The sequence below is a fragment of the Burkholderia sp. NRF60-BP8 genome (genome assembly GCF_001522585.2).
Lineage (GTDB): Bacteria > Pseudomonadota > Gammaproteobacteria > Burkholderiales > Burkholderiaceae > Burkholderia.
The window spans coordinates 3,165,904-3,190,511 of the sequence record NZ_CP013373.1 but is presented as its reverse complement, the minus strand read 5'-3'; the positions used below and the strand labels follow the sequence as shown (position 1 = coordinate 3,190,511).

Annotated in this window: 21 protein-coding genes; 13 read left to right on the top strand and 8 right to left on the bottom strand. The window is 69.3% G+C overall.

The window, feature by feature from the left end; all coding sequences use genetic code 11:
* Positions 1–108 precede the first annotated feature (108 nt).
* Positions 109–747, top strand: coding sequence for a glutathione S-transferase family protein (locus tag WS54_RS28425; protein ID WP_059785376.1), 639 nt, complete (start codon positions 109–111; stop codon positions 745–747).
* Positions 748–802: 55 nt separating this feature from the next.
* Here WS54_RS28425 and WS54_RS28420 read toward each other — a convergent pair whose 3' ends face one another.
* Positions 803–2,158, bottom strand: coding sequence for an MFS transporter (locus WS54_RS28420; protein ID WP_059785373.1), 1,356 nt, complete (start codon positions 2,156–2,158; stop codon positions 803–805).
* A gap of 106 nt (positions 2,159–2,264) precedes the next feature.
* Between WS54_RS28420 and WS54_RS28415 the strand changes: the two genes are divergently transcribed.
* The 3 genes from WS54_RS28415 (at position 2,265) to WS54_RS28405 (ending at position 4,020) form a co-directional block, all read left to right on the top strand.
* Positions 2,265–3,317, top strand: coding sequence for a LysR substrate-binding domain-containing protein (locus tag WS54_RS28415; RefSeq protein ID WP_059785412.1), 1,053 nt, complete (start codon positions 2,265–2,267; stop codon positions 3,315–3,317).
* A gap of 95 nt (positions 3,318–3,412) precedes the next feature.
* Entirely contained in the window at positions 3,413–3,640 is a 228-nt protein-coding gene (locus WS54_RS28410; RefSeq protein ID WP_082725181.1) for a hypothetical protein, read from the top strand.
* Positions 3,640–4,020, top strand: a complete 381-nt coding sequence (locus tag WS54_RS28405; RefSeq protein WP_034208537.1) for a type II toxin-antitoxin system VapC family toxin — start codon at positions 3,640–3,642, stop codon at positions 4,018–4,020. Before WS54_RS28410 ends, WS54_RS28405 begins: the two co-directional genes overlap by 1 nt.
* A 57-nt stretch (positions 4,021–4,077) precedes the next feature.
* Here the strand turns inward: WS54_RS28405 and dapA are convergent, their stop codons facing one another.
* The gene (gene dapA, locus WS54_RS28400) at positions 4,078–4,971 is read right to left on the bottom strand and encodes a 4-hydroxy-tetrahydrodipicolinate synthase (RefSeq protein WP_059785370.1); all 894 of its coding nucleotides are present in this window, start codon (positions 4,969–4,971) and stop codon (positions 4,078–4,080) included.
* A 451-nt stretch (positions 4,972–5,422) separates the two neighbouring features.
* On the opposite strand from dapA, the gene WS54_RS28390 reads away from it, so the two are divergent.
* Both WS54_RS28390 and WS54_RS28385 read left to right on the top strand, forming a co-directional pair.
* A complete protein-coding gene (locus WS54_RS28390; RefSeq protein ID WP_059785366.1) occupies positions 5,423–6,439 on the top strand; it encodes a sulfate ABC transporter substrate-binding protein in 1,017 nt (338 codons plus the stop codon).
* 166 nt (positions 6,440–6,605) lie between these two features.
* Entirely contained in the window at positions 6,606–7,574 is a 969-nt protein-coding gene (locus WS54_RS28385; protein ID WP_034208534.1) for an ion channel, read from the top strand.
* A 32-nt stretch (positions 7,575–7,606) separates the two neighbouring features.
* Here the strand turns inward: WS54_RS28385 and WS54_RS28380 are convergent, their stop codons facing one another.
* Positions 7,607–8,221, bottom strand: coding sequence for a glutathione S-transferase family protein (locus WS54_RS28380; protein ID WP_059785363.1), 615 nt, complete (start codon positions 8,219–8,221; stop codon positions 7,607–7,609).
* Between the two features lie 351 nt (positions 8,222–8,572).
* Here WS54_RS28380 and WS54_RS28375 point away from each other — a divergent pair, with 351 nt between their 5' ends.
* From WS54_RS28375 to WS54_RS28360, 3 genes are all read left to right on the top strand, one after another.
* Complete coding sequence (locus WS54_RS28375; RefSeq protein WP_059785359.1) at positions 8,573–9,130, top strand: DapH/DapD/GlmU-related protein; 558 nt, start codon at positions 8,573–8,575, stop codon at positions 9,128–9,130.
* A gap of 1,500 nt (positions 9,131–10,630) precedes the next feature.
* Positions 10,631–11,005 carry a hypothetical protein gene (locus WS54_RS33800; RefSeq protein ID WP_159086711.1) on the top strand — a complete coding sequence of 125 codons (375 nt, stop codon included), beginning with the start codon at positions 10,631–10,633 and terminating at the stop codon, positions 11,003–11,005.
* Between the two features lie 116 nt (positions 11,006–11,121).
* Positions 11,122–14,694: an indolepyruvate ferredoxin oxidoreductase family protein gene (locus tag WS54_RS28360; protein ID WP_059785355.1), complete on the top strand. Its 3,573-nt coding sequence runs from the start codon at positions 11,122–11,124 to the stop codon at positions 14,692–14,694.
* 92 nt (positions 14,695–14,786) lie between these two features.
* Here WS54_RS28360 and WS54_RS28355 read toward each other — a convergent pair whose 3' ends face one another.
* A complete protein-coding gene (locus WS54_RS28355; protein ID WP_059785352.1) occupies positions 14,787–16,454 on the bottom strand; it encodes a Na+/H+ antiporter in 1,668 nt (555 codons plus the stop codon).
* Positions 16,455–16,763: 309 nt separating this feature from the next.
* On the opposite strand from WS54_RS28355, the gene WS54_RS28350 reads away from it, so the two are divergent.
* The 4 genes from WS54_RS28350 (at position 16,764) to WS54_RS28335 (ending at position 19,891) form a co-directional block, all read left to right on the top strand.
* Complete coding sequence (locus tag WS54_RS28350) at positions 16,764–18,050, top strand: sensor domain-containing phosphodiesterase (RefSeq protein WP_059785349.1); 1,287 nt, start codon at positions 16,764–16,766, stop codon at positions 18,048–18,050.
* Between the two features lie 153 nt (positions 18,051–18,203).
* Entirely contained in the window at positions 18,204–18,590 is a 387-nt protein-coding gene (locus WS54_RS28345; protein ID WP_059785345.1) for a hypothetical protein, read from the top strand.
* Entirely contained in the window at positions 18,587–18,991 is a 405-nt protein-coding gene (locus WS54_RS28340) for a hypothetical protein (RefSeq protein ID WP_034208528.1), read from the top strand. Before WS54_RS28345 ends, WS54_RS28340 begins: the two co-directional genes overlap by 4 nt.
* A gap of 174 nt (positions 18,992–19,165) precedes the next feature.
* Positions 19,166–19,891 (top strand): copper homeostasis protein CutC, encoded by a 726-nt coding sequence (locus WS54_RS28335; RefSeq protein WP_059785343.1) that lies wholly within the window; start codon positions 19,166–19,168, stop codon positions 19,889–19,891.
* Between the two features lie 168 nt (positions 19,892–20,059).
* Here WS54_RS28335 and bioB read toward each other — a convergent pair whose 3' ends face one another.
* Genes bioB through bioA form a run of 4 tightly spaced genes read right to left on the bottom strand, consistent with a single transcriptional unit; the run spans position 20,060 to position 24,367 of the window.
* Entirely contained in the window at positions 20,060–21,079 is a 1,020-nt protein-coding gene (gene bioB / locus WS54_RS28330) for a biotin synthase BioB (protein ID WP_034208525.1), read from the bottom strand.
* 41 nt (positions 21,080–21,120) lie between these two features.
* Entirely contained in the window at positions 21,121–21,843 is a 723-nt protein-coding gene (gene bioD / locus WS54_RS28325) for a dethiobiotin synthase (RefSeq protein ID WP_059785340.1), read from the bottom strand.
* Positions 21,840–23,024 carry an 8-amino-7-oxononanoate synthase gene (gene bioF / locus WS54_RS28320; protein ID WP_059785339.1) on the bottom strand — a complete coding sequence of 395 codons (1,185 nt, stop codon included), beginning with the start codon at positions 23,022–23,024 and terminating at the stop codon, positions 21,840–21,842. The genes bioD and bioF overlap by 4 nt, the downstream gene beginning before the upstream one ends.
* A complete protein-coding gene (bioA, locus tag WS54_RS28315) occupies positions 23,021–24,367 on the bottom strand; it encodes an adenosylmethionine--8-amino-7-oxononanoate transaminase (protein WP_179949020.1) in 1,347 nt (448 codons plus the stop codon). Before bioA ends, bioF begins: the two co-directional genes overlap by 4 nt.
* Between the last annotated feature and the right edge of the window lie 241 nt (positions 24,368–24,608).

The following is a 24,608-nucleotide window of genomic DNA, read 5'->3' as shown; positions in this document are numbered from 1 at the left end:
TATTAGTAACACTAATGTCCGAGCACGACAATTCATCGTTTGCCGCGCATCGGCACGCGTTCCTACACTCGGCTCCGTCTTCCACAGCCCCGTCGGGGTCACACCGCCATGAACGCCTATCGTCTCTATCTTTCGCCGGGCGCCTGCTCGCTCGCCGCCCACATCGCGCTGGAGGAAACCGGCGCGCCGTTCGACATCGAGATCGTCTCGGTGAAGGAGCGGCAGAACCTCGAAGCGCGCTACCTCGCGATCAACGCGAAGGCGCGCGTGCCCGTGCTCGCGATTCCGGGCGAACCGCGTGTGCTGACCGAAACGCCGGCGATCCTCACGTATCTCGCGCGCCGTTACCCGGATGCGCAATTGCTGCCGCTCGGCGATCCGCTGCGCGAGGCGCGCTGCCACGAATGGCTCGCCTGGCTGGTCGGCTGGGTGCATGGCGTCGGCTACGGCGCGCTGTGGCGGCCGGGCCGCTTCATCGACGATCCGGCGCTGCACGGCGCGGTCAGCGCGCAGGGACGCAGCACGATCGAGGCCGCGAACGCGTCGATCGAAGCCTTGCTGGCCGACGGCCGCACGTGGGCCGAACCGGGCGCGCATTCGATCGTCGATCCGTTCCTGCTCGTGCTGTATCGCTGGGGCGTCGCGATCGGGCTCGACATGACGCGACATCCCGCATGGACTGCCCATGCGCAGCGCGAGGCCGAACGGCCGGCCGCGCGGCGTGCGCTGGCGCGCGAGGCGGTCTGACGGGGGCGCGGGCGCAGGGATCCGCGCCGCGCCGCCCGCGCGGAACGGGCGGCGGCTATCTCACCGCGAACAGCGGATAGGTCGCGCCCGCGATCAACGCCGCCGCGAGCCACACCACGCTCCACGAACTCGCGGCGAGCAGCGGCGGAATCGCGAGCGGCGTCGCGAACAGCCCGAGATAGACGATCGTGTTCGCCATCCCGAGCGCGGTGCCCGCGTGGTTCGCGCCCGCGAGCGTCGCCAGCTCCGTGTACGCGACGCCGTGCCATGCCGACACGCAGATGCCGGCGAACACGAGAATCGCGACGATCGCGGCGAGCGGCACCTGCGGGCTGCCGGCCGTCGCCGCCGCGAGCAGCGCGAACGACCCGGCCGCGACGAGCACGGAACCGCGCAGGTACGCGCGCCGGTTGCCGTGCCGGTCGGTATGGCGGCCGCTCCAGACGCGCATCGCCATCGCGCCGAGCTGCAGCGCGACCATCGCCGCGCTGATGCCGGCAAGACCGAGCCGGCCGAAGTCGTGCAGGAACACCGTCGCGAACGTGAGCACCGCGAATTGCGGCGCGCACAGCAGGCCGATGCCGAGCACGATGCGCCACACGGGCCCGCTCGCGAGCGGGTTGCGCGCGCGGCGCGCGGATGGATGCGCAGGCGATTGCGCGGCGGACTGCGACGGCGCCGACTGTCCGTGGGCCGCCTGCGTGAGGCGCGACTGCGTCGGGGTCGCCTGCGTCAGGGCCGCCTGCGCGAAGACCGGTTGCGCGACACGGGGCACGTCGGGCGGCTCGTGCAGCCAGCGCCACGTGAGCGCGGCCGAACCCGCGCACAGCAGCATCAGCGCGCCATAGACCGCAGCGAATCCCGCGTGCGATGCAAGCGACGGCAGCAGCGCCGCGCCGAGGCCGCCCCCGAGCGGCACGGCCGTCTGGCGGATGCTCATCGCGAGCCCGCGTTCGCGCTCGCCGAACCAGCGCATTACCGCGCGCCCGCTCGAGCCGTTCACGCTGCCGCCGAGCAGGCCGACGCAGGCCATCGCCGCGACGACGCGCATCAGCGGCGGCGCCGCGTGCGCGGTCGGGACGATCGTGCCCACCATCAGCGCGAGCATCGCGGCCGTCGCGACGAGCCCGGTCAGCAGCACGCGGCGGTCGCCGAAGCGGTCGGCGGCGATGCCCCACGGCAGCTCGGACAGCGCGACGCCGAAGCCGAGCGCGCCGAGCACGAGGCCGAGTGCGCCGTTGTCCAGATGGTAGGCGGCGCGCATCCACACGGCCGTGGTCGGAATGCCGGCCGCGGCGGCCGAAAAGCTCATGTTGGCGGCGACGCCGGCGGCCAGCACGCGCCAGCGATGGGCCGGCCCGCGCACGTCGCGGGCAGGCGAAGAGGGGGAAGCGATGCACGAGGTATCCATGACGGCAGGCCCGGTTCGAGGTTGACGTGCACAGTCTGGCGGCCTACATTCATCCTGAAAATCGGAAAGTTTTGGATGAATCGTTCGATGAAACAGGATGATTGAGATGCCCGGACAAGACATTCCGCGCGACGGCGGCGAGCCGCTCGCGATGGCCGATGCCGCGCTGGCGCGGCCCAACTTCGACGTCGCGGCGCTGCGCAGCCTCGTCGCGGGCGTGGATCTCGGCAGTTTCGCGAAGGCGGCGGACCGTGTCGCGCGCTCGTCGTCGGCGGTGAGCGCGCAGATCCGCAAGCTCGAGGAGCAGGCCGGCACGCCGCTGTTCGTGAAAGCGGGGCGCGGGCTCGCGCTGACCGATGCCGGCGACGCGATGCTGCGCTACGCGCGGCGGATGATCGAGCTGAACGACGAGGCGGCCGCGGCCGTGCGCGGCGTGAAGCTCGACGGCTGGGTACGCGTCGGGCTGCAGGAGGATTTCGGCGAGGCGATCCTGCCGGACGTGCTCGGGCGGTTCGCGCGTGCGCATCCGAAGGTGAAGATCGAGGCGCGCGTGGCGCGCAACGCCGATCTGCTCGACCGGCTCGATGCGAACCAGCTCGATCTGGCGCTCGTGTGGGGCGATCCGGCGTCGGCGGCGCTCGTGTCGCGGGCGGGGATCGACGGCGAAGCGATCGCGCAGGTGCCGATGCAGTGGATCGGCGCGGCGGCGGGCGGTGGTTTCGGTGTGCCGGATGGCGGGGGGGACGCGGGTGGGGAAGGCGGCGTCGACGAAACCGGCGGCCGTGCCGTGCGGGCGACGGACGAGCCGTTGCCGCTCGTCGTGTTCGACCGGCCGTGCCGGTTCTTCGGCGCGGCGACCGATGCGCTCGATCGTGCCGGCGTGCCGTGGCGCGTCGCGTTCACGACGCCGAGCCTGGCCGGGCTATGGGCGGCCGCGGCGGCGGGGCTCGGGCTGACGGTGCGCTCGCATTACGGGTTGCCGGCTTCGGTGCGCGTGCTCGATGCCGCGTCGTGCGGGCTGCCGGCGCTGCCGAGCTTGCCGCTGATCCTGCTGCGGCGCACGTCGTCGGCGACCCCGACGGTCGACCGGCTTGCACGGATCGTGACGCAGGCGGTGCGGGGCGCGACGGAGGAGGGCGGCGTAGCGCTCGCGGCGTGACGAGCCGCCGAGATCCGGCAGGCATCCCCCATTCGGCTGAATGGATCGTTCGGGCCGACTTGAATACAGTGGTGGCATCCAAAGCGGAGGTCATCATGCAACGCGCAAATATCCCCGGCACCACGGCCGATCCATCGCAACAAGTCGACGTTTCGATTTCCGGCAAGGAAACCGCGATCTCGAACCCGCCAGCATCCGGGGATCGGTCCGTATCCGTCAAACGGCCCGTTCGGTTCGGCCTCCTGCGAGGTCAGGTTCGGATTGCGGACGACTTCGACGCACCGCTGCCCGACGACTTGCTGGCTGCTTTCGAAGGGCGCTGATGCGGTTGCTGCTCGATACGCACATCTTCTTGTGGAGCGTGACCGATGACCCGAAGCTCAGCGCCCGAGCACGCAGGCTGATCGCGGATGCCGACGAGCGGTTCGTCAGCAGCGCGAGTATCTGGGAAGCCGCGATCAAGGCCGGCTTGGGGAAGCTCGATGTCGACGTGGATCGGCTAGTTCGCGTGCTTCGGGCGAGCGGGTTCCGCGAACTGCCGGTCCGGGCCGTACACGGGGCAGCCGTACGCAACTTGCCGAGCCATCATCGCGACCCGTTCGATCGGCTGCTCGTTGCGCAGGCCCAGCATGAACCCCTGCGGCTCGTCACCGCCGATGGGCATCTCGCCCGGTACGGCATGTCTGTGGTTCTGACAGTCTGAAACAATCTGCCAGGCGGGAAGCCGGCGGTCGCCGGCCCCCGATGCATGACCGGCCGTTCATACAGCCGCAGCGTGCGGTTCGATTTCCTCGAGCGCCGCACGGAGCCTGCCCAGCCTCTCCCGCAACCCGTCGCTCGCCGGCACGAACGGCAGCCGCAACCCGTCCTCGCACCACCCTTGCGCGGCGAGCACGGCCTTCACCGGTGCCGGGTTCGGTTCCGCGAACAGCGCTGCGACGAGCGGCTGCAGCGCGACCGACAGGCGCCGCGCGTCGGCGAGCCGCCCGTCGCGCAGCCACGCATGAATCCGCACATGCCATTCGGGCAGCACGTGCGCGCTGCTCGCGATCGCGCCGTGCGCGCCTGCGCACATCGCCGCGAAGTTCTGGTTGTCGTCGCCGGACAGGATCGCGAGCGGCGTGTCGTGCACGAGCCGGCTCATCCGGTCGAGCGTGCCGCCGCATTCCTTGATGCCCGCGACGCGCGGATCGCGGGCGAGCGCCTGCAGCGTGTCCAGTTCGACGTTCACGCCGGTGCGGTACGGGATGTTGTAGACGAGCACGGGCAGGTCGGCCGCGTCGACGATCGCCTCCACATGGCGGCGGATGCCGTCCTGCGTCGGCCGCACGTAGACGGGCGGCGTGACGAGCAGCCCGTCGGGGCGCAGCGCCGCGAGCTCCCGCGCGCGGGCAGCCGCGAAATGCGTCGCGCTCGCGGTCAGCCCGACGACGATCGGCAGCGCGGGCGCCGCGTCGCGCAGCGTCGCGAACACCGCGTCCTGTTCGCGCGCGTCGAGCAGCACGCCTTCGCCGGTCGTCGCGCCCGCGACGAAGCCTGCGATGCCGGCGGCCGCATAACGGCGTGCGAGCCGCGCGAGCGCCGCGTGATCGACCTCGCCGTGGTGGAACGGCGTGACGATCGGCAGCCAGATACCTTCGAAACGTGTGTTCATGCAAAGCCTCATGGTGGAAACGGAGTGGGAAGGAACCGTTCCGCCGGCGGGGGGCCGGAGCGAGGCGTGCGTGCAAGGAGAATGAAACGACCTGCGGGCATCCCGTCCGGCATTCGCCTGACGGGACGCGACGTCCCCGTCAGTCGAGGAGTCGTTTTTTCAGTTTCAGCCCGGCCGCGCGCGCACCTGCCGCGACGGCGGCGAGGATCGAGGGCGAGCGCAGGGTAGCGGACATGGATGAACCGTGAGTGGGCTGAGCGGCGATCTTAACACCGGGGCGGCAGGGCGCGCGAGCCCCGGCCGTCGTTTAGCAGGATTCGAGATTTGCTTTTCACGACTGATTGGAAGGCGCGCTGCGCCCGGCCGCTAGAATGCCCGCTTACGTTTCGATGACGGCGCGTACGCGTGCGGTCACGCACATTCACCACCACTGGAAACGGGGCATATCACGATGGCAAGCATCAAGGGGATCGGCCGCTGGCTGCACACGGGCGCGGCGGCGCTGGTCGTGGCGGCGACGGCCGCGCAGGCGGACACGTCGATCCTGAACGTGTCGTACGACGTGACGCGCGAGCTCTACAAGGACATCAACACGAGCTTTGCCGCCGCCTACAAGCAGAAGACCGGCGAGACGGTCACGATCAAGCAGTCGCACGGCGCGTCGAGCGCGCAGGCGCTGTCGGTGCTGCAGGGGCTGCAGGCCGACGTCGTGACGATGAACCAGCCGAACGACATCGACCTGCTCGCCGAGCGCGGCCAGTTGCTGCCGAAGGACTGGCGCGCGCGCTTCCCCGACAACAGTTCGCCGTACTCGACGACGATGGTGTTCCTCGTGCGCAAGGGCAACCCGAAGGCGATCAAGGACTGGAGCGATCTCGCGAAGCCGGGCGTCCAGGTGATCATCGCGAACCCGAAGACGTCGGGCAACGGCCGCTATGCGTATCTCGCCGCCTGGGGCTTCCAGAAGCAGAAGGGTGCGACCGACCAGCAGGCGCTCGACTTCGAGAAGGCGATCTTCCGCAACGTGCCGGTGCTCGATTCGGGCGGCCGCGGCGCGACGACGACGTTCACGCAGCGCGGCATCGGCGACGTGCTCGTCACGTTCGAGAACGAGGTCGCGCTGATGGACACGGGCGCGTCGGGCGCGCAGTTCGACGCCGTGTATCCGTCGGCGAGCATCCTCGCGGAGCCGCCCGTCGCCGTCGTCGACAAGGTGGTCGACAAGAAAGGCACGCGCAAGGTCGCGCAGGCGTATCTCGACTACCTGTACACGCCGCAAGCGCAGGAGATCATCGCGCAGCACCATCTGCGCCCGCGCGACGCGGCCGTGCTGAAGAAACATGCGGCCGAGTTCAAGCCGCTGAAGACGTTCAGCGTCGAGCAGGTCTTCGGCAGCTGGGCGAACGCGCAGAAGACCCATTTCGCCGACGGCGGCACGTTCGACCAGGTGATCGTCGACCGGAAGTGATCGCGGCGGGCGCCGCGCGCGAGCCCGCACGACGACCCAGCCGGCCGCTCGTGCGGCCGGCTTTTTTTCGCGGCTGCGCAGCGGGTTTCCGTTCCGAATCGCCCCGCATTCCCGGCCGCTGCCGCGCGTGCTACGCTCATCGCCTCCCTGCAACCGGCGCCGCGCGATGAACGTCGATTCGTCCTCCCCAGCCTCCCGCGGCCGTGGCCGCAAGATCTGGTCGGGCACCCGCCCGGTGATCGCGTACGGGATGCCGCCGCTCGGCTGGCGCGATTTCTATCACCGCGCGCTGACGGTGAGCTGGCCCGTGTTCTTCCTGTCGCTCGCGGTGCTGTTCCTGCTGCTCAACGGCGGCTTCGCGACGCTCTACCTGCTCGGCCATGCGCCGATCGCGAACCAGTCGCCGGCCGGCTTCGGCGGCGCGTTCTTCTTCAGCGTCGAGACGCTCGCGACCGTCGGCTACGGCGACATGCATCCGCAGACGGTTTATGCGCACCTCGTCGCGACGTTCGAGATCTTCGTCGGGATGTCGGGCATCGCGCTGGCCACGGGGCTCGTGTTCGCGCGGTTTTCGCGGCCGCAGGCGAAGATCCTGTTCGCGCGCTACGCGATCGTGCGGCCGCTGAACGGCCGGATGACGCTGATGGTGCGCGCCGCGAATGCCCGCCAGAACGTGATTGCCGAGGCACAGGCGAAGCTGCGGCTGATGCGCGTCGAAGGCACGCACGAGGGCTATTCGCTGCGCAAGATTCACGACCTGCCGCTCGTGCGCAACGAGCATCCGATCTTCCTGCTCGGCTGGAACCTGATGCACGTGATCGACGAGTCGAGCGCGCTGTTCGGCGAGACGCCCGAATCGCTCGCCGCGCGCGACGCGCAACTGTTGATCACGATCGAGGGCTCGGACGAGACCACCGCGCAGGTCATGCAGGCGCGTCATGCATGGGCGCATGGCGAGATCCGCTGGCGCCACCGCTATGTCGACCTGATGCACGACGAGGACGGCATCACGCACATCGATTACACGCATTTTCACGACGTCGTGCCGATCGACGTCGACACGGACGCGCGCGGTTCGCCGGGCGTGGCGATCGACGCGGACGCGTCGCCGCCGGGGCCGGCCGCGCAGACGTGACCGACGGCGGCGGGGCGCCGCCCCGGTGCGCGTCACGCGTGCAGCAGACGCGCCGCTTCGCGCCGTTCGATCGCGACCGCGCGGCGGAACGCGTCGCGGTCCTCGGCGCGCGCGACGTAGTCGCCGAGCACGCCTTCGTGCGGCAGCAGATGCGCGTCGAACGCGATCTTCAGCGTGCTCGCGAGCAGCAGGTCGGCCGCGGTGAAGCGCTCGCCGACGAGCCAGCGACTGTGGGCGAGCGCTTGCGCGAGGGCACGCTGCACGCGCGCGATGTTGCCCCAGCCGAACGCGACCGGATTGCCCGACGCGCCGGTGAATTTCTCGGCCATCGCCGGTTCGAGGCAGGTCGGCGTGAAGAACATCCATTGGAGGAAGCGGCCGCGCAGCAGATCGTCGGGGGCGATGCCGAGGCCGGCAGCGGGGCAGCGATCGGCGAGATAGAGCAGCACGGCGCCCGATTCGGCGAACGGGGCGCCGCCGTCGTCGAGCGCGGGCAGCTTGGCCATCGGGTTGACCTGCACGAAAGCATCGCTGCCCTGTTCGTGCGAGCGCAGATCGACCGGCACGAGTTCGTACACCACACCGATTTCCTCGAGCATCCACAGCGCCCGGAATGCCCGGGTCTTCGGCCAGTAGTAGAGCTTCATCGCGCCTCCGCGTTTGGGTGCAGGTGTCGATCCGGTGGAGGCTCAAGCGTACCCGAGCGCGGGAGGTTGGGACAGGGGCGCCCGGCTAGGGGCTTCAGAGTCGGTCGCACGCAGTGAAGCCGGCGCAAGACGCGATGAAATCCTTCTGTGACAGGGGTTCTATAAATAACTAGTTATACAAAAACTAGTTATTTGTAGAACTCCTTCAGAAAATCCCGGCGAAAAAGCGGCATCACTACAATGTGCCGGGCCCAATCCGCAGCCTCCGTTCACACGGCAACGCAATCGGCCGCTCGCCCGCGATTCGCCGACGCATCGCGCAACCCCGCATCTACTGGAGACCCGTCACGCATGGCAAACGACGATCGCACCACGATCATTCCGCGCAGGACACCCGAATCGGCGGCCATGGTGGCCGAGATCAAACGGGCGATGGCGATCACCGCGCGGCTCAACCGCCTGACGTTCGACGATGCGGCGGACGTGCGCGCATTGTTCGGCGAACTGATCGGCACGCAGGTGGACGACGGTTTCGTGCTGATCCCGCCGTTCCATGCGACGGGCGGCGCCGGCATGAAGCTCGGGCGCAACGTGTTCGTCAACCAGAACTGCACGTTCTACGACCTGGGCGGGCTTGAGATCGGCGACGACGTGATGATCGGCCCGAACGTCAGCCTCATCACGTCCGGTCATCCGGTCGAGCCGTCGCGGCGACGCGACGGCGTGGTCGCGAAGCCGATCGTGATCGGGCGGAACGTGTGGATCGGCGCAGGTGTGACGATCATCGGCGGCGTGACGATCGGCGAGAACGCGGTCGTCGCGGCCGCGGCTGTCGTCACGCGGGACGTGCCGCCGAATACGCTGGTCGGCGGCAATCCGGCGAAGATCATCCGGTCGATCGCGGAATAACGTCGCCCGGGCGTGCCGGCGCGACGAAGCAGCGTCGACGGGATGTGGACAACACGTCGCCAAGGCTACTCGAAACGCTGTGCAATCGAACGGTGAGTGTGCCGTCGAGGCCGTCCGGACAAGCCTTTGCGGCTTTTCCGGGATTTCGTGCGCCAAGGCGTCCGTCGATCGGCAGATGAAGATTCGGTCGCGCCTCCGATTGTGGATATCCGCGCGTCGAAACGACTCGGCGCCCTGTGGTTTTCACAGGTGAGGATGACCGGATGCTGCGCAAGACATGAAGCGGGGTGTGGACAACTCGCGTCCGGACGAAGCGAAATGCTGTGAAATTCAATGGTGAGTGTCGCGACCGATCCGGCTGCGCGCCCGCCCCGACGCGGGTTTCGAGCCAGTGTCGCCGTGCGGGGCGACGCGCATTCTAGCCGATGGCGCGCGTATGCGCCCCCGGGCATGCGGGCCGGGCGACGTCGATATCCGGCTCCGGCCCCCAATCGAACGGCTGTGCATTCTAACGGTGAGCGCCGGTGCGTGGTTCGCAACGCGCGGATTTCGACGCGCTTGGCCGCTTGCTTCAGCGACGCTGCGCGCTGTGCAATTCAATGGTGAGCGTGTGCCCGCGATCGGCGCGTCGCCCTTCAGGATGCGGCCGTTCGACCGCCGACGCCACGTGAAGCAATGTTCCTGTCAGGCCGAGGAGCCAGATTGCGAGCAACGGCTACGCGCATTGTCGTGTGGATATCCGTCCGCCGAAACGACTCTGGGCACTGTGTATCTCGACGGTGAGCATCGGTGCCTGATCGCGTGATGAGCCGCTTCCAGTATGGACCGCCGGTCGTTGGCGTCCCTCGAGAGGCGCGGCGGTTATCGATCGGAGAACGCTCGTCCATGTGGATATCCGGCCCGCTCCATCACTCGAAGCGCTGTGGTTTTCAACGGTGAGAGTGCCCGGATGGCCGGGAGGCAACGCGGATCCGCACGTGGACAACTGCCACCGCAGCCAGTCGAGTTCCTGTGTATATCAACGGTGAGCGTGAGTCGGCAATCGCATGGCCTGCGTGTTCAAGCGAGGGTATCCGGCCCGGTCGATCACTCGAAGCGCTGTGGTTTTCAACGGTGAGGGTGCGCGGATGGCCGGGAGGCAACGTGGATCCGCACATGGACAACTGCCATCACAGTCAGTCAAACCCCTGTGTATATCAATGGTGAGAGTGCGTCGGCAATCGCGTGGCCTGCGTGTTCAGGCGGGAGCATCCGTCCCGGTCAAGCACTCGAAGCGCTGTGTATTTCAACGGTGAATGCGATCCGGCAATCGCGCGGCATGCGGGATCCGGCGCGAGGACATTCGCCCTCCAAACCCACGCTCGACGCTGTGTATTCGAGCGGTGAGCGCAAGCAGAGGACCGACGAAACCCCGCGATTTCCGATGGGGATATCCATCGCCGCGACCCACTCGCCAAGCTGTGAATTTCAACGGTGAGCGCCGTTGCCCGAGCGTCCCGCATGTCGATTCCGGATGTGGACATCCCGGCTTCGACGCCACTCGAAATGCTGTGCAATCGAACGGTGAGCGCGCGAACCCGATCGGCCGAAGGGGGCGGCGTTGTGGACATCCGTCGCTTCCGGCCACTCGGAACGCTGTGCATTTCAATGGTGAGGGCGACGGCCTATGCCGCCGAAACCCTTGTCGGCCGAGGTTCGCGCGCCGATCGCCGGTCGGGCGGCGACCCTTGCGACCTGCGCCGGCTTTTCCGCCCGAGCGTCGACCGCCGCCGACGCATCACCCACCGCGCTCCTGCCGCCCGCGCGAAAACTCTCTCAAATGTCGGCCAAAAGCTGCGCAGTTTTTCTCGCTGCGCGCCGGTCCGAGCAAGATGAGGAAAAACATTCTCGGCGGCGCGCGAAAAAATAGAGCCATTCGCTGCCGGCACCGGCGCGTCATCCGACGCCCCGCCGCGCACGGCCCAGAACAGCACAATCCGGAGACTCCCCCCATGACCGCCCGCCTGCCCGTCGACGGCACGCCTGCCCTGTCCGACTACCGCCTGACCGACAACCTGACCGCGACGCGCGGCCGGATCTTCCTGACCGGCACGCAGGCGCTGATCCGCCTGCTGCTGATGCAGCGCGCGGCCGACGTCGAGCAGGGGCTGAACACAGCCGGCTTCGTCAGCGGCTACCGCGGCTCGCCGCTCGGCATGGTCGATCAGCAGCTGTGGAAGGCGAAGAAACTGCTCGACGCGAGCGGCGTGCGCTTCCTGCCCGCGATCAACGAGGAACTCGGCGGCACGGCCGTGCTCGGCACGCAGCGGGTCGAGGCCGACCCCGAGCGCACGGTCGAGGGCGTGTATGCGATGTGGTACGGCAAGGGCCCGGGCGTCGATCGCGCGGGCGACGCGCTGAAGCACGGCAACGCGTACGGTTCGTCGCCGCACGGCGGCGTGCTGGTCGTCGCGGGCGACGACCATGGCTGCGTGTCGTCGTCGATGCCGCACCAGAGCGACTTCGCGATGATGGCGTGGCACATGCCGGTCGTGAACCCGTCGAACATCGCCGACATGCTCGAATTCGGCCTGTACGGCTGGGCGCTGTCGCGCTACTCGGGTGCGTGGGTCGGCTTCAAGGCGATCTCGGAAACGGTCGAGTCGGGCTCGACCGTCGACCTCGATGCGTTGCAGACGCGCTGGCCGGCGCCGGCAGGATTCACGCCGCCCGCGGGCGGCCTGCACAACCGCTGGCCTGACCTGCCGAGCCTCACGATCGAGGCGCGCCTCGCGGCGAAGCTCGACGCGGTCCGCCACTTCGCGCGCGTCAACAGCATCGACAAGTGGATCGCGCCGAGCGCGCACGCGAACGTCGGGATCGTCACCTGCGGCAAGGCGCACCTCGACCTGATGGAAGCGCTGCGCCGCCTCGACCTGACGGTCGCCGATCTCGACGCGGCCGGCGTGCGGATCTACAAGGTCGGCCTGTCGTATCCGCTCGAAATGACGCGGCTCGAGACCTTCGTCGACGGGCTCGCCGAAGTGCTGGTGATCGAGGAGAAGGGCCCCGTCATCGAGCAGCAGATCAAGGACTACCTGTACAACCGTGCCGAAGGCGCGCGCCCGCGCGTGCTCGGCAAGCACGACGCGGCCGGCGCGTGCCTGCTGTCCGAGCTCGGCGAACTGCGTCCGTCGCGCATCCTGCCGGTGTTCGCCGACTGGCTCGCACGGCACAAGCCGGCGCTCGACCGCCGCGAACGGCTCGTCGATCTCGTCGCGCCGCAGATCCTGTCGAACGAGGCCGATGCGGTGAAGCGCACGCCGTACTTCTGCTCGGGCTGCCCGCACAACACGTCGACGAAGGTGCCGGAAGGCTCGATCGCGCAGGCCGGCATCGGCTGCCACTTCATGGCGTCGTGGATGGAACGCGACACGACCGGGCTGATCCAGATGGGCGGCGAGGGCGTCGACTGGGCCGCGCACGCGATGTTCACGAACACGAAGCACGTGTTCCAGAACCTCGGCGACGGCACCTACTTCCATTCGGGCATCCTCGCGATCCGCCAGGCGGTCGCCGCGAAAGCGAACATCACGTACAAGATCCTCTACAACGACGCGGTCGCGATGACGGGCGGCCAGCCGGTCGACGGCAGCATCTCGGTGCCGCAGATCGCGCGGCAGGTCGAGGCCGAAGGCGTGTCGCGCTTCGTCGTGGTGTCCGACGAGCCGCAGAAGTACGACGGCCATCACGGGCAGTTCCCGGCCGGCACGACGTTCCATCACCGCAGCGAACTCGACGCGGTGCAGCGCGAATTGCGCGAGACGCCGGGCGTCACCGTGCTGATCTACGACCAGACCTGCGCGGCCGAGAAGCGCCGCCGCCGCAAGAAAGGCGAATTCCCCGACCCGGACAAGCGCCTGTTCATCAACGACGCGGTGTGCGAAGGCTGCGGCGATTGCGGCGTGCAGTCGAACTGCCTGTCGGTCGAGCCGCTCGAAACGCCGCTCGGCCGCAAGCGCCGCATCGACCAGTCGTCGTGCAACAAGGACTATTCGTGCGTGAACGGCTTCTGCCCGAGCTTCGTGACGGTCGAAGGCGCGGCGCTGAAGAAGGCGGCCGGCGCCGCATTCGACGAAGCGGCGCTCGCCGCGCGCGTCGACGCGTTGCCGGTGCCGGCGACGCATCTCGACGCGGCGCCGTTCGACATGCTGGTGACGGGCGTCGGCGGCACCGGCGTCGTGACGGTCGGCGCGCTGATCAGCATGGCCGCGCACCTCGAAGGCAAGAGCGCCTCGGTGCTCGACTTCATGGGCTTCGCGCAGAAGGGCGGCTCGGTGCTGTCGTTCGTGCGGATCGCGTCCAGCGACCGCTGGCTGAACCAGGTGCGCATCGACACGCAGCAGGCCGACGTGCTGCTCGCGTGCGACATGGTCGTGGGCGCAAGCGCCGAAGCGCTGCAGACGGTGCGTCACGCGCGTTCGCGGATCGTCGTCAACACGCACCGGATCCCGAATGCGTCGTTCGTGCAGAACCCCGACGCGAACCTGCACGCGGATGCGCTGCTCGAGAAGATGCGCCACGCGGCCGGCGACGGCTACCTGTCGAGCTGCGACGCGCAGGCGCTCGCCGCGAAGTTCCTCGGCGATTCGATCGGCGCGAACATCCTGATGCTCGGCTACGCGTGGCAGCTCGGCCTCGTACCGGTGTCGCTCGCCGCGATGATGCGCGCGATCGAGCTGAACAACGTCGCGGTGCCGATGAACAAGCTCGCGTTCTCGATCGGCCGGATGGCGGCCGGCGACGCGGCGGGCCTCGATGCGTTGTGGAATGCGCGGCATGCGGTGGCCGCCCACGCCGCGCCGGAGACGCTCGCCGAGCTGATCGCCGATCGCGAAGCGCGCCTCGACGCATACGGCGGCGCGCGCTACGTCGAGCGCTACCGTGCGCTGGTGAACGCGGCGCGCGCGAAGGGCGACGACGCGCTCACGCGCGCGGTCGCGACGACGTTCTACCGGCTGCTCGCGGTAAAGGACGAATACGAAGTCGCGCGGCTGTACACGGACGACGCGTTCCGCTCGGCGCTCGAAGCGCAGTTCGAAGGCGTGCCGGGCCACGCGTACCGCGTGAAGTTCAACCTGGCGCCGCCGACGGTCGCGAAGGCCGGCAGCGACGGCGGCACGCCGAAGAAGCGCGTGTTCGGCCAGTGGATGTGGCCGGTGCTCGGCATGCTGGCGCGCGTGCGCAGCCTGCGCGGCACGTGGCTCGATCCGTTCGGCCGCACGGTCGAGCGCAGGATGGAGCGCGCGCTGGCCGACGACTACGAGACCACGCTCGCGCGTGCGTTCGCCGCGATGACGCCCGGCAATGCGGCGCAGGTCGTGCAACTGGCCGACCTGCACGCGCGCGTGCGCGGCTTCGGCCACGTGAAGGTGCGCAACCTCGCCGGCGTGAAGCGCGCGGAACGCGAGCTCGCGTTGCAGCTCGGTATCGACGCGGCGACGAGCGCGGCCGTGCAGCACGCGCTCGACGAGATGAAGGGCGCGGGGATGCTGAAGGGGATTCCGGTCGTCGTCGCGAAGTAACGCGATCGCGAGCGGAGGCGAGAACGGCGACGCCGATGCGTCGCCGTTTTTTCATGCCCGCGGGCGGCGGCGCGCAAGCCGCGGCCGGTCGCTCAGAGAATGCCTTTCTTGCGCGTCGACAGCGCGGTTTCGGACAGGTCGATCTCGCGAAGCAGCTTCGTCAGCGTCTCGTCGGAAATCTTGCTGTCGCTGCGCAGCCGATACAGCGCCGAGCGTTCCGCGCGCACGGCCGCGATCCGCATCTGCAGCTCCATCGTTTCGGCCTGCTGCGCTTGCGCGCGCGGCGTGGGGCCGTCTTCGGCCAGCGCGGCCAGCCGGCGGCGGTACTGGTCCATCACGCGTGCGGAGATGTCCGCGCAGCGTGCCGCGCCCGATTCGTCGAGATCGGCCGAGATCGCGTCGTGCGACGAATCGACCGCGCGGATCGCGGCCTGCGCGGCGGCCGAGCGTGCGAGGCGCTCCTCGTCGCCGAGCGGGTTGCGCGTCGAGCGCACGCCGCGCAGCAGCAGCGGCAGGCCGACCACCGCGACGATCAGCGAGCCCAGGATCACGGCCGATGCGATGAAGACCGCGGTGTCGCGGCCCGGCAGCGGTGCGCCGTCGGACAGCGCGACCGGGATCGACAGCACGCCGGCGAGCGTGACCGCGCCGCGCACGCCGCCGACCGTCATCACCGCGATCGTGCGCACGCCGGCCATCGTGCCGGCGAGGCCGTGGCGCGCGGCTCGGCGGCTCGCGAACCAGCGCAGCAGCCACACCCACAGGAAGCGGATCGCATACAGCGCGAGAATCATCGCGCACACGTTGAAGATCATGCGGCCGACCAGCGCGTCGCTCGTATGGTGCGCGTCGACGAGCGCGCGGCCGATGATGTGCGGCAACTGCAGCCCGAGCATGATGAACACCATGCCGTTGAACACGAACTCGATCATCGCCCACGTGCTTTCGGCGCGCACGCGCGACGCGACGGTGCTTTTACGCGAGAAGCTCGTGTAGTTCATCATCATCCCGGCCGACACGGCCGCGAGCACGCCCGACAGGTCGAGGTGCTCGGCGAACAGGTAGGCCGCGAACGGCACCAGCAGCGTCATCACGATGCCGGGGGCCGGATCGCCCTCCTGCTCGGCATTCAGGAAGCGCGTCGACAGCGCGCTGAACAGCCACGCGACGAGCGCGCCCGTCGCGAGCCCGCCGGCCGCGACGATCACGAACGTGACCGATGCGGCGCGCAGCGAGAACACGCCGGTCAGCGCGGCCGCGATCGCGAACTTCAGCGCGACGAGGCCCGACGCGTCGTTCATCAGCGCCTCGCCTTCGAGGATGTGCATCAGTTGCGGCGGAATGCGCCCCTTGCCTGCGATGCCGGACAGCGCGACCGCATCGGTCGGCGACAGCACCGCCGCGAGCGCGAACGCGATCGGCAGCGGCAACTCGGGAATCAGCCAATGCGCGAAGTAGCCGACTGCGAGTACCGTCATGAACACGAGCCCGAACGCGAGCATCAGGATCGCGCGGCGCTGCAGGTAAAGCTCGCGTTTGGGAATTCGCCAGCCGTCCGCGAACAGCAGCGGCGGAATGAACAACAGCATGAAGATTTCGGGGTCGAACGTGACGTGCAGGTTCAGCTTCGGCCACGCGAGCATCGCGCCGAACGCGATCTGCATCAGCGGCAGCGGCAGTTGCAACGGCAGGAGGCGCGTGACGGCGCCGGACAGCGCGACGGTCAGCAGCAGGATCAGGACTGTGAAGACGATTTCCATCGATACGGCGGAGAGGCAGAATGAAACGGTCGTACGGAGTGTAGCGTGCCGACGTGACGGATGCGCTCGAGCGGCCGGTGCGTGCGCACGGAAATGGTGCGCCGGCGCTGCGCCACGATGGTGCGGCGGCCCGGCGCGGCCGTGCGGCGCATGGGTTCCGCGCACCTTGCACGGAGCTTGCTTGAAGGTGAGCAAGCCGCCCGGCCCGAGCCAGGCAACCGAGGGTCCAACCATGACATTGCGCGCGCCGTCCCGTTCGTCGTCCGTTTCGCCGGACGTCGCGTTCGACTGCATCACCAGGAGAAGGGCATGACGATCGTGCAACAGGAGCGTCCGGCCGCCGCGTCGCCGTACCGGTTCGAGCGGGAGATGAGCTCCGGCTTAGAACGGCTCGCGACGCAGCACCGCGACCTGACGCTCACGACCGTATTCCAGCCGATATTCAGCCTGTCGCACCAGCGTGCGGTCGGCTACGAGGCGCTGCTGCGCGCGCACGATGCGCTCGACCGCGCCGTGTCGCCGCTCGACGTGTTCGGCGAAGCCGCTCGCCGCGGCGAGCTGCTGCAGCTCGACCGGCTCGCGCAGGCGCTGCATCTGGAGAACTTCGCGTTGCTCGGCGCGGAGCGCGAGTGGCTGTTTCTCAACGTCCATCCGGGCGTGCTCACGGATTCGTTCCAGGCGGCCGCGCTGCTCGCGAACCTGAAGCGGCTCGGCATGCCGCCGCGGCGCATCGTGCTCGAAGTGCTCGAACAGCGCGCGGAGGACGTCGAGCGGCTCGCGGAGGCCGTGCGCGAGTTCCGCACGCACGGTTTCCTGATCGCGCTCGACGATTTCGGCGCGGGCCATTCGAACCTCGAGCGGATCTGGCAGCTGAACCCGGACATCGTGAAGCTCGACCGGATCATGTTGTCGCACGCGGCACATCGCACGGGGCTCACCGCGATCCTGCACGGGCTCGTGACGCTGTTGCACGAGGCCGGCAAGCTGGTGCTCGTCGAAGGGATCGAGACCGAGCACGAAGCGCAGATCGCGCTGTCGTGCGAGGCCGATTTCGTGCAAGGCTACTACTTCGGCCGGCCGGCGCCGGGGCTGCCCGACAGCGCGACCGCGACCGGCTGCATCGGCGAGCTGACCGAGCGCTTTCGTCAGCAGACCGAAGCGCGCGAGCGGCGCGACACGCAGCGGCTCGCGCCGTACCTGCGCGCGTTCGAACGGGCGGCCGAGCGTCTCGAGGCCGGCGAGCCGCTCGACGAGGTGTGCTGGAACTTCCTCGCGCTCGACGCGGCTGCGCGCTGCTTCCTGCTCGACGCGCAGGGCCGGCAGTCGGGCCGCAACGTCGTACTGCGCGCCGATCGCGCGCTGGCCGAGGCGCGCTTTTCGCCGCTGGCGGACGCGCAGGGCGCGAACTGGCTGCGCCGGCCGTATTTCCGCTCGGCGATCGCCGAACCGGGGCGCGTGCAGGTCACGCGGCCGTACCTGTCGATCAACGAGGCGCAGCCGTGCGTGACGCTGTCGGTGGCCGTGCGCGTCGGCGATGCGCAACGCGTGCTGTGCGGCGACATCGACTGGAGCGACGACGACGAGCAGGCCGCCTAGCGGCACGCGGTCCGGATGCGGCGAGCGACGGCGCGGGGACGTCCGTTGCGTTCGCCGTGCGGTTCCCCGACAATGGCGCGAGCGCGGCCGTCGTGACCGTGCGCGCGCCGTCCCGGGGGCCACCATGGCGGCGAATATAAAAAGGAAAACACCATGAAAAGACCGATTTCGCTGACCATCCTCGCGTGGATCATCATCGTGACCAACGCGATCACCTGCGTCTACACGCCGTTCTCGATCGGCATGCCGACGACCCAGGCGCTGATGTCGCACTACCTGCTGCCCGTCTGGGCGACGTTCGGCATCAGCATGATCATCGAGGTCGCGAACGTCGTGATCGGCATCGCGATCCTCAAGGGGCGCGAATGGTCGCGCAAGGCCTATATCGTGACGTTCGTATTCGGCATCGCGTTCTCGCTGATCAACATGCCGGCGTCGATGCTCGCGGTGCTGATCCCGGGCGTCCTGCTGTTCGCGCTGTTCGTCTACCTGCTGTTTCGGCGCCCGGCGACCGCGTATTTCCGGCAGGCCGTTGCGTGAGCGTCGTGCGCAACGCGCTGGCGATCGTGCTGTTCTCGATCGCCGGCTTCTGCGTGCTTGCCGCGCAAATGGCCGCGTTCCTGAAAGTCGGGCAGACGGGCGCGACGGCCGTATTCGTCGCCGTGCTGTTCGCGGTGTCGGCCGTGCTGCTCTTCGCGGGCGCGTTTGCCGGTGTATTCCGGCCGCGTGCGCGCGGCGCGGGCATCGTGCTGCTCGTCGCGGCCGCGACCACCGCGCTCGGGATGGTGGGCTGGACGATGCTCCTGCTCACACCGGCGATCGTCGACGTGATGCAGCAGCAGGGCGCGTACTTCGACGCGCACATGTTCCGGTTCATGCCGGGCACCGCGGTGACGGCGTTGTCCGCGCTCGTCGGCATCTGGCTCGTGCGGCGCGGCTGAAATACGCGGCCGACGTACGTAACCGACATACGCGGCCGACATACGCGACCGACGCACGCGGCCGACGTATGCGGCCGACGTATGCGGCCGACGTATGCGGCCGCCGGCACGCTGGCGTCCGTCGCGCGGCTCGGCTAGGATGCGCGAATTGTCCAGACGATTCGCGGGCCGCCCATGAACCGACACGCCGCTTCTTCCGTTCTTCTCGAAGTGATCGCCACGACCGTCGGCGATGCGAAGGTCGCCGCCCGCGCGGGCGCCGACCGCCTCGAGCTCGTGACCGCGATCACCGAAGGCGGGCTGACGCCGAGCGTCGGGCTGATAGAGGCCGTCGTGGCCGCCGTGCCGATTCCGGTCAACGTGATCGTGCGTCCGCACAGCCGCTCGTTCGTCTATGACGCCGACGACCTGCGCGCGATCGAGCGCGACGTACGGGCGGCCGTCGCCGCCGGCGCGAACGGCGTCGTGTTCGGCGCGCTCGATGCGCGCGGCGACGTCGATCTCGGCGCGCTGGCCCGCATCGCGGCCGCCGCGGACGGGCGCGCGCTCACGTTCCACCGCGCGTTCGACGTCGCGCGCGATCTGAACGCCGCATTCGACGCGCTGCTGCGCGTGCCGGCCGTCACGTCGGTGCTGACGTCGGGCGGTCATCCGTCGGTGCTCGATGCGGTCGCGACGATCACGCGGCTCGTGCGGCAGGCGGCGGGCACGACCTGCACGGTGCTGGCCGGCTCGGGGCTCACGATCGAGGCGGTCGGCGATTTCGTGCGCGCCACCGGCGTGCGCGCGGTGCATTTCGGCTCGGGCGTGCGACCGCGCGGCGAAGTGCTGGCGCCCATCGACGCGCAGCGCGTCGAACGCGTGCGCGCGGCGCTCGACGGCGCGACGTCGCACGTGTGACGCCGCCGCTCGCGCACCGTCGCGTATTTCGCACGAACCGGGCTTTTCGGCACACGTTCAGGCAGACGCAGGTGCCGGGCGGCGCGGACTGGGTGCACGCCGCGCGCGCATGAAAAAAAACCGGGACGTATCCCGGTTTTTTTGCGACGCGTGAACTCGGCTGTGTGCTTACGCGTTTTCCGCCAGCGCATCGGCCTGGCTCGCGCGAATCCCGAGGCGCTCGAACAGCGCGCGGTCGCGCTGCGTCTGCGGGTTGCTCGTCGTCAGCAGCTGGTCGCCGTAGAACATCGAGTTCGCACCGGCGAGGAAGCACATCGCCTGCATCGCGTCGTCGAGCTGCTCGCGCCCGGCCGACAGGCGCACGACCGCCTTCGGCATCGTGATGCGCGCGACCGCGATCGTGCGCACGAACTCGAACGGATCGAGCGGCGCGGTGCCTTCGAGCGGCGTGCCTTCGATCGCGACGAGGTTGTTGATCGGCACCGATTCCGGATACGGATTCAGATTCGCGAGCTGCGAGATCAGGCCCGCGCGCTCGCGGCGCGATTCGCCCATCCCGATGATGCCGCCGCAGCACACGTTGATGCCCGCGTCGCGCACGCGGTCGAGCGTGTCCAGACGATCCTGGTACGTGCGCGTCGAGATCACCTGTCCGTAGAACTCCGGCGACGTGTCGAGATTGTGGTTGTAGTAGTCGAGGCCCGCGTCGGCGAGCTGCTGCGCCTGTTCGTCCTCGAGCATGCCGAGCGTCATGCAAGTTTCGAGGCCGAGTTCCTTCACGCCGCGCACCATCTCGGTCAGCGCCGGCATGTGACGCTCCTTCGGGTTGCGCCACGCGGCGCCCATGCAGAAGCGGCTCGCGCCGTTCGCCTTCGCCGCGCGCGCGGCGTCGAGCACCGCGTCGACGTCCATCAGCTTCTCGGCCTTCAGGCCCGTGTCGTGATGCGACGATTGCGAGCAGTAGCCGCAATCTTCCTCGCAGCCGCCCGTCTTGATCGACAGCAGCGTCGACAACTGCACCGCGTTCGCGTCGAAGTGCTCGCGATGCACCTGCTGCGCGCGGAACATCAGGTCGTTGAACGGCAACTCGAACAGCGCGACGACGTCGGCGACGCGCCAGCGTTGCGGGGCCGGTGCGGCAACGGGAATCGCGTCGGGTTGCACGGCGGCGGTCTGGGCTTGGGTCATTTCGTTTTCCTGTCCTGGGCGGGATGGGGGGATCGGTCGGGTCAATGCCGCGCGGCGCGCAGCGACTCGACGAGCGCGGCGATGTCGAGCATCGCCGCGGCGGATTCGGGGGCGGCCGGCGTCATGTGCGCGATGCGGCCGACGAGCGGCGCGCGGTGCTCGCGCGCGAGCCAGTCGCGGATCGTCGCGACGTTCTCGTCGGCGAACGACATGGCCGGGTCGACGTGGTTCGCGACCCAGCCCGCGAGCGTGAGGCCGCGTGCGCGAATCGCGTCGGCCGTCAGCAGCGCATGGCTGATGCAGCCGAGCCGGACGCCGACGACGAGCACGACGGGCAGGCCGAGCGCGACCGCGAGATCGGCGGTGTCCTGCGTGTCGTTCAGCGGCACGCGAAAGCCGCCGACGCCTTCGACGACGACGACGTCCGCGCGCGTCAGCGCGTCGCGATGGCACGCGACGATCGTGTCGAGGTCGAGCGTTACGCCTTCCTGCGCGGCGACGATGTGCGGCGCGGCCGGCGCTCTCAGCAGGAACGGCGTGCGCAACTCGGGCGGCAGCGCGACGTTCGCGGCGGCGTCGAGCTGATCGGCATCCTCGTTGCGCCACACGCCGTCGCGTTCGTACGCGCCGGCCGCGACCGGCTTCAGCGCGGCCGCGCGCAGCCCGTGCCGCGCGAAGCCGTGCAGCATCGCGGCCGACACGAAGGTCTTGCCGATTTCGGTGTCGGTGCCGGTGACGAAGACGGAAAGCGGGGCGGCGGTCATGCGGCTGCCTCGCTGGCTTCGATCAACGCGGCTTCGAGCCGCGCGAGATCGTCGAACGAATGCGCGGCCGACAGCGACACGCGCAGCCGCGACGTGCCGGCCGGCACCGTCGGCGGCCGGATCGCGGGCACCCACAGGCCGTGCGCGTCGAGCGCGCGCATCGCCGCGAGCGTCGCGTCGTTGCTGCCGATCACGAGCGGCTGCACGGCCGTATGCGAATCGACCGGCTGCCAGCGCGTGTTACGCAGCAGCGCGCGCGTGCGTTCGATCAGCGCGGCGAGGTGCGCGCGGCGCGCGTCGCCTTCGTCGCCCGCGATCAGCTTCAGGCTCGCCGAGACCGCATGCGCGACGGCCGGCGGCGCGGCCGTCGTGAAGATGTAGCTGCGCGCGCGCTGGATCAGCCATTCGATCACGGTTTCATGCGCGATCACGAACGCGCCGGCGACACCGGCCGCCTTGCCGAGCGTGCCGACGTACACGAGATGCGGCGAACGCAGCGCGGCGGCCGCGAGCGCGCCGCGACCCTGCGGGCCGAGCACGCCGAAGCCGTGCGCGTCGTCGACGACGAGCCACGCGCGATGGCGTTCGGCCAGCGCGACGAGTTCGGCGAGCGGTGCGACGTCGCCGTCCATGCTGAACACGGTATCGCTGACGATCAGCTTCGTTTCGGCATCCGACGCGTCGAGCAGCGCGGCGAGCGCGGCCGTATCGGCGTGCGGATAGACTTGCACGTTCGCGCGCGACAGCCGCATGCCGTCGATCAGCGATGCGTGGTTCAGGGCGTCGGAAAAGATCGTCGCGCCCTTGCCGGCGAGCGCCGTCATCGCGGCGAGGTTCGCCATGTAGCCGGTGCTGAAGTACAGCGCGCGCGGCGCATCGGAGAAACCGCCCGCGAAACCGGCGAGTTCGTCCTCGAGCCGGGCATGCGCACGCGAATGCCCGCCGAGCAGATGCGAGCCGCCGCTGCCGGAGCCGTAGCGCTGCGCGCCTTGCGCGAACGCGGCGACGAGCGCCGGATGCGCGGCGAGGCCGAGGTAGTCGTTGCTCGCGAAGCCGACGATCTCGCGGCCGTCCACGGTCATGCGCGCGTCGCACGCGGTGTCGGCGATGCGGCGCACGCGGCGCAGCCCTTGGGCGTCGAGGTCGACGAGGCCGCGCTGCAGGGTGTCGAGCAGGCTCATCGGCGGAGGTCCTCCAGCGTGGCGTCGAGCGTGTCGCGCGTGTGTTGCGCGAGCCACGCGATGTCGTCGTCGCTCATCACGTACGGCGGCATCAGGTACACGGTCGTGCCGATCGGGCGCAGCAGCAGTTCGCGCGCGAGCGCCTGTTCGAAGAAGCGCCGCGAGAAACCGCGCGCCGCGTCGCCGTCGAGCGCGACGTCGAATGCGAACAGCGTGCCGCGCTCGCGCAGGTGGCGCACGTGCGGATGCGCGCCGAGCGGCGCGAGCGCCGCGCGCAGCGTCGCCGATTTGCGGGCGTTGCTCGCGAGCACGTCGTCGCGCGCGAACAGATCGAGCGTTGCAACGGCCGCGCGGCACGCGAGCGGGTTGCCCGTGTACGAATGCGAGTGCAGGAAGCCGCGCGTCGTGTCGTCGTCGTAGAACGCCGCGAACACGTCGTCGCGCGTGAGCACGAGCGACAGCGGCAGGTAGCCGCCGCTGATCCCTTTCGACAGGCACATGAAATCGGGCCAGACGCCGGCCTGCTCGCATGCGAAGAAGGTGCCCGTGCGGCCGCAGCCGACCGCGATCTCGTCGGCGATCAGGTGCACGCCGAATTCGTCGCACAGCGCGCGCAGCCCGCGCACATACGACGGATCGTGCATCGCCATGCCGGCCGCGCACTGCACGAGCGGCTCGACGATCAGCGCGGCGATCCGGTCGCCGCGTTCGACGAACAGGCGCCGCACGTCCGCGAGCGCGCGGCCCGCGACGTCGGCGGCCGTCTCGCCCGGCAGCGCGCCGCGCGCATCGGGCGACGCGACGACGTGCGCGTGGCGGATCAGCGGGTCGTACGCATCCTTGAACAGCGCGACGTCGGTCACGCCGAGCGCGCCGATCGTCTCGCCGTGATAGCTGTTCGCGACGCAGACGAATTCCTGCTTGTTCGCGCGGCCGCGGTTGCGCCACGCGTGGAAGCTCATCTTCAGCGCGATCTCGACGGCCGACGCGCCGTCCGACGCGAAGAACGCATGGCCGAGCGTGCGCGCGGTGAGCGCATGCAGCCGTTCGGCGAGTTCGATCGCCGGTTCGTGCGTGCAGCCGGCGAGCATCGCGTGCTCGAGCGTGTCGAGCTGGTCCTTCAGCGCCGCGTTGATGTCCGGGTTCGCATGGCCGAACAGGTTGACCCACCACGAGCTGATCGCGTCGAAGTAGCGGCGGCCGTCGCGGTCGTACAGCCACACGCCCGCGCCGCGCGCGACGGGGACGAGCGGCAGGCGCTCGTGATGCTTCATCTGGGTGCAGGGATGCCAGACCGCGCGCAGGCTGCGCGCGACCCAGTCGTCGGTGGCTGGCGTACTCAAGGCGACTCCGGGGGTAAAACGGCCGCGCGGCATCGACGGGATGCCGCGCGGCGGAACACGAAACGCGCAGAGATTAGCGTGTTCCGCCGGACGTTGCACTAGCGGTTACAAACGCCGCAAAGCCTTATGGGGCGGGAGTTCGGCGCAGTTCGCCGGTGCTCGGGACGGAACGCGGCGGATCGGGCGAAATGCGCGCAGATGACGACGTTCGAGTGACGCCCCCCGACGAAAAAAATCGTGG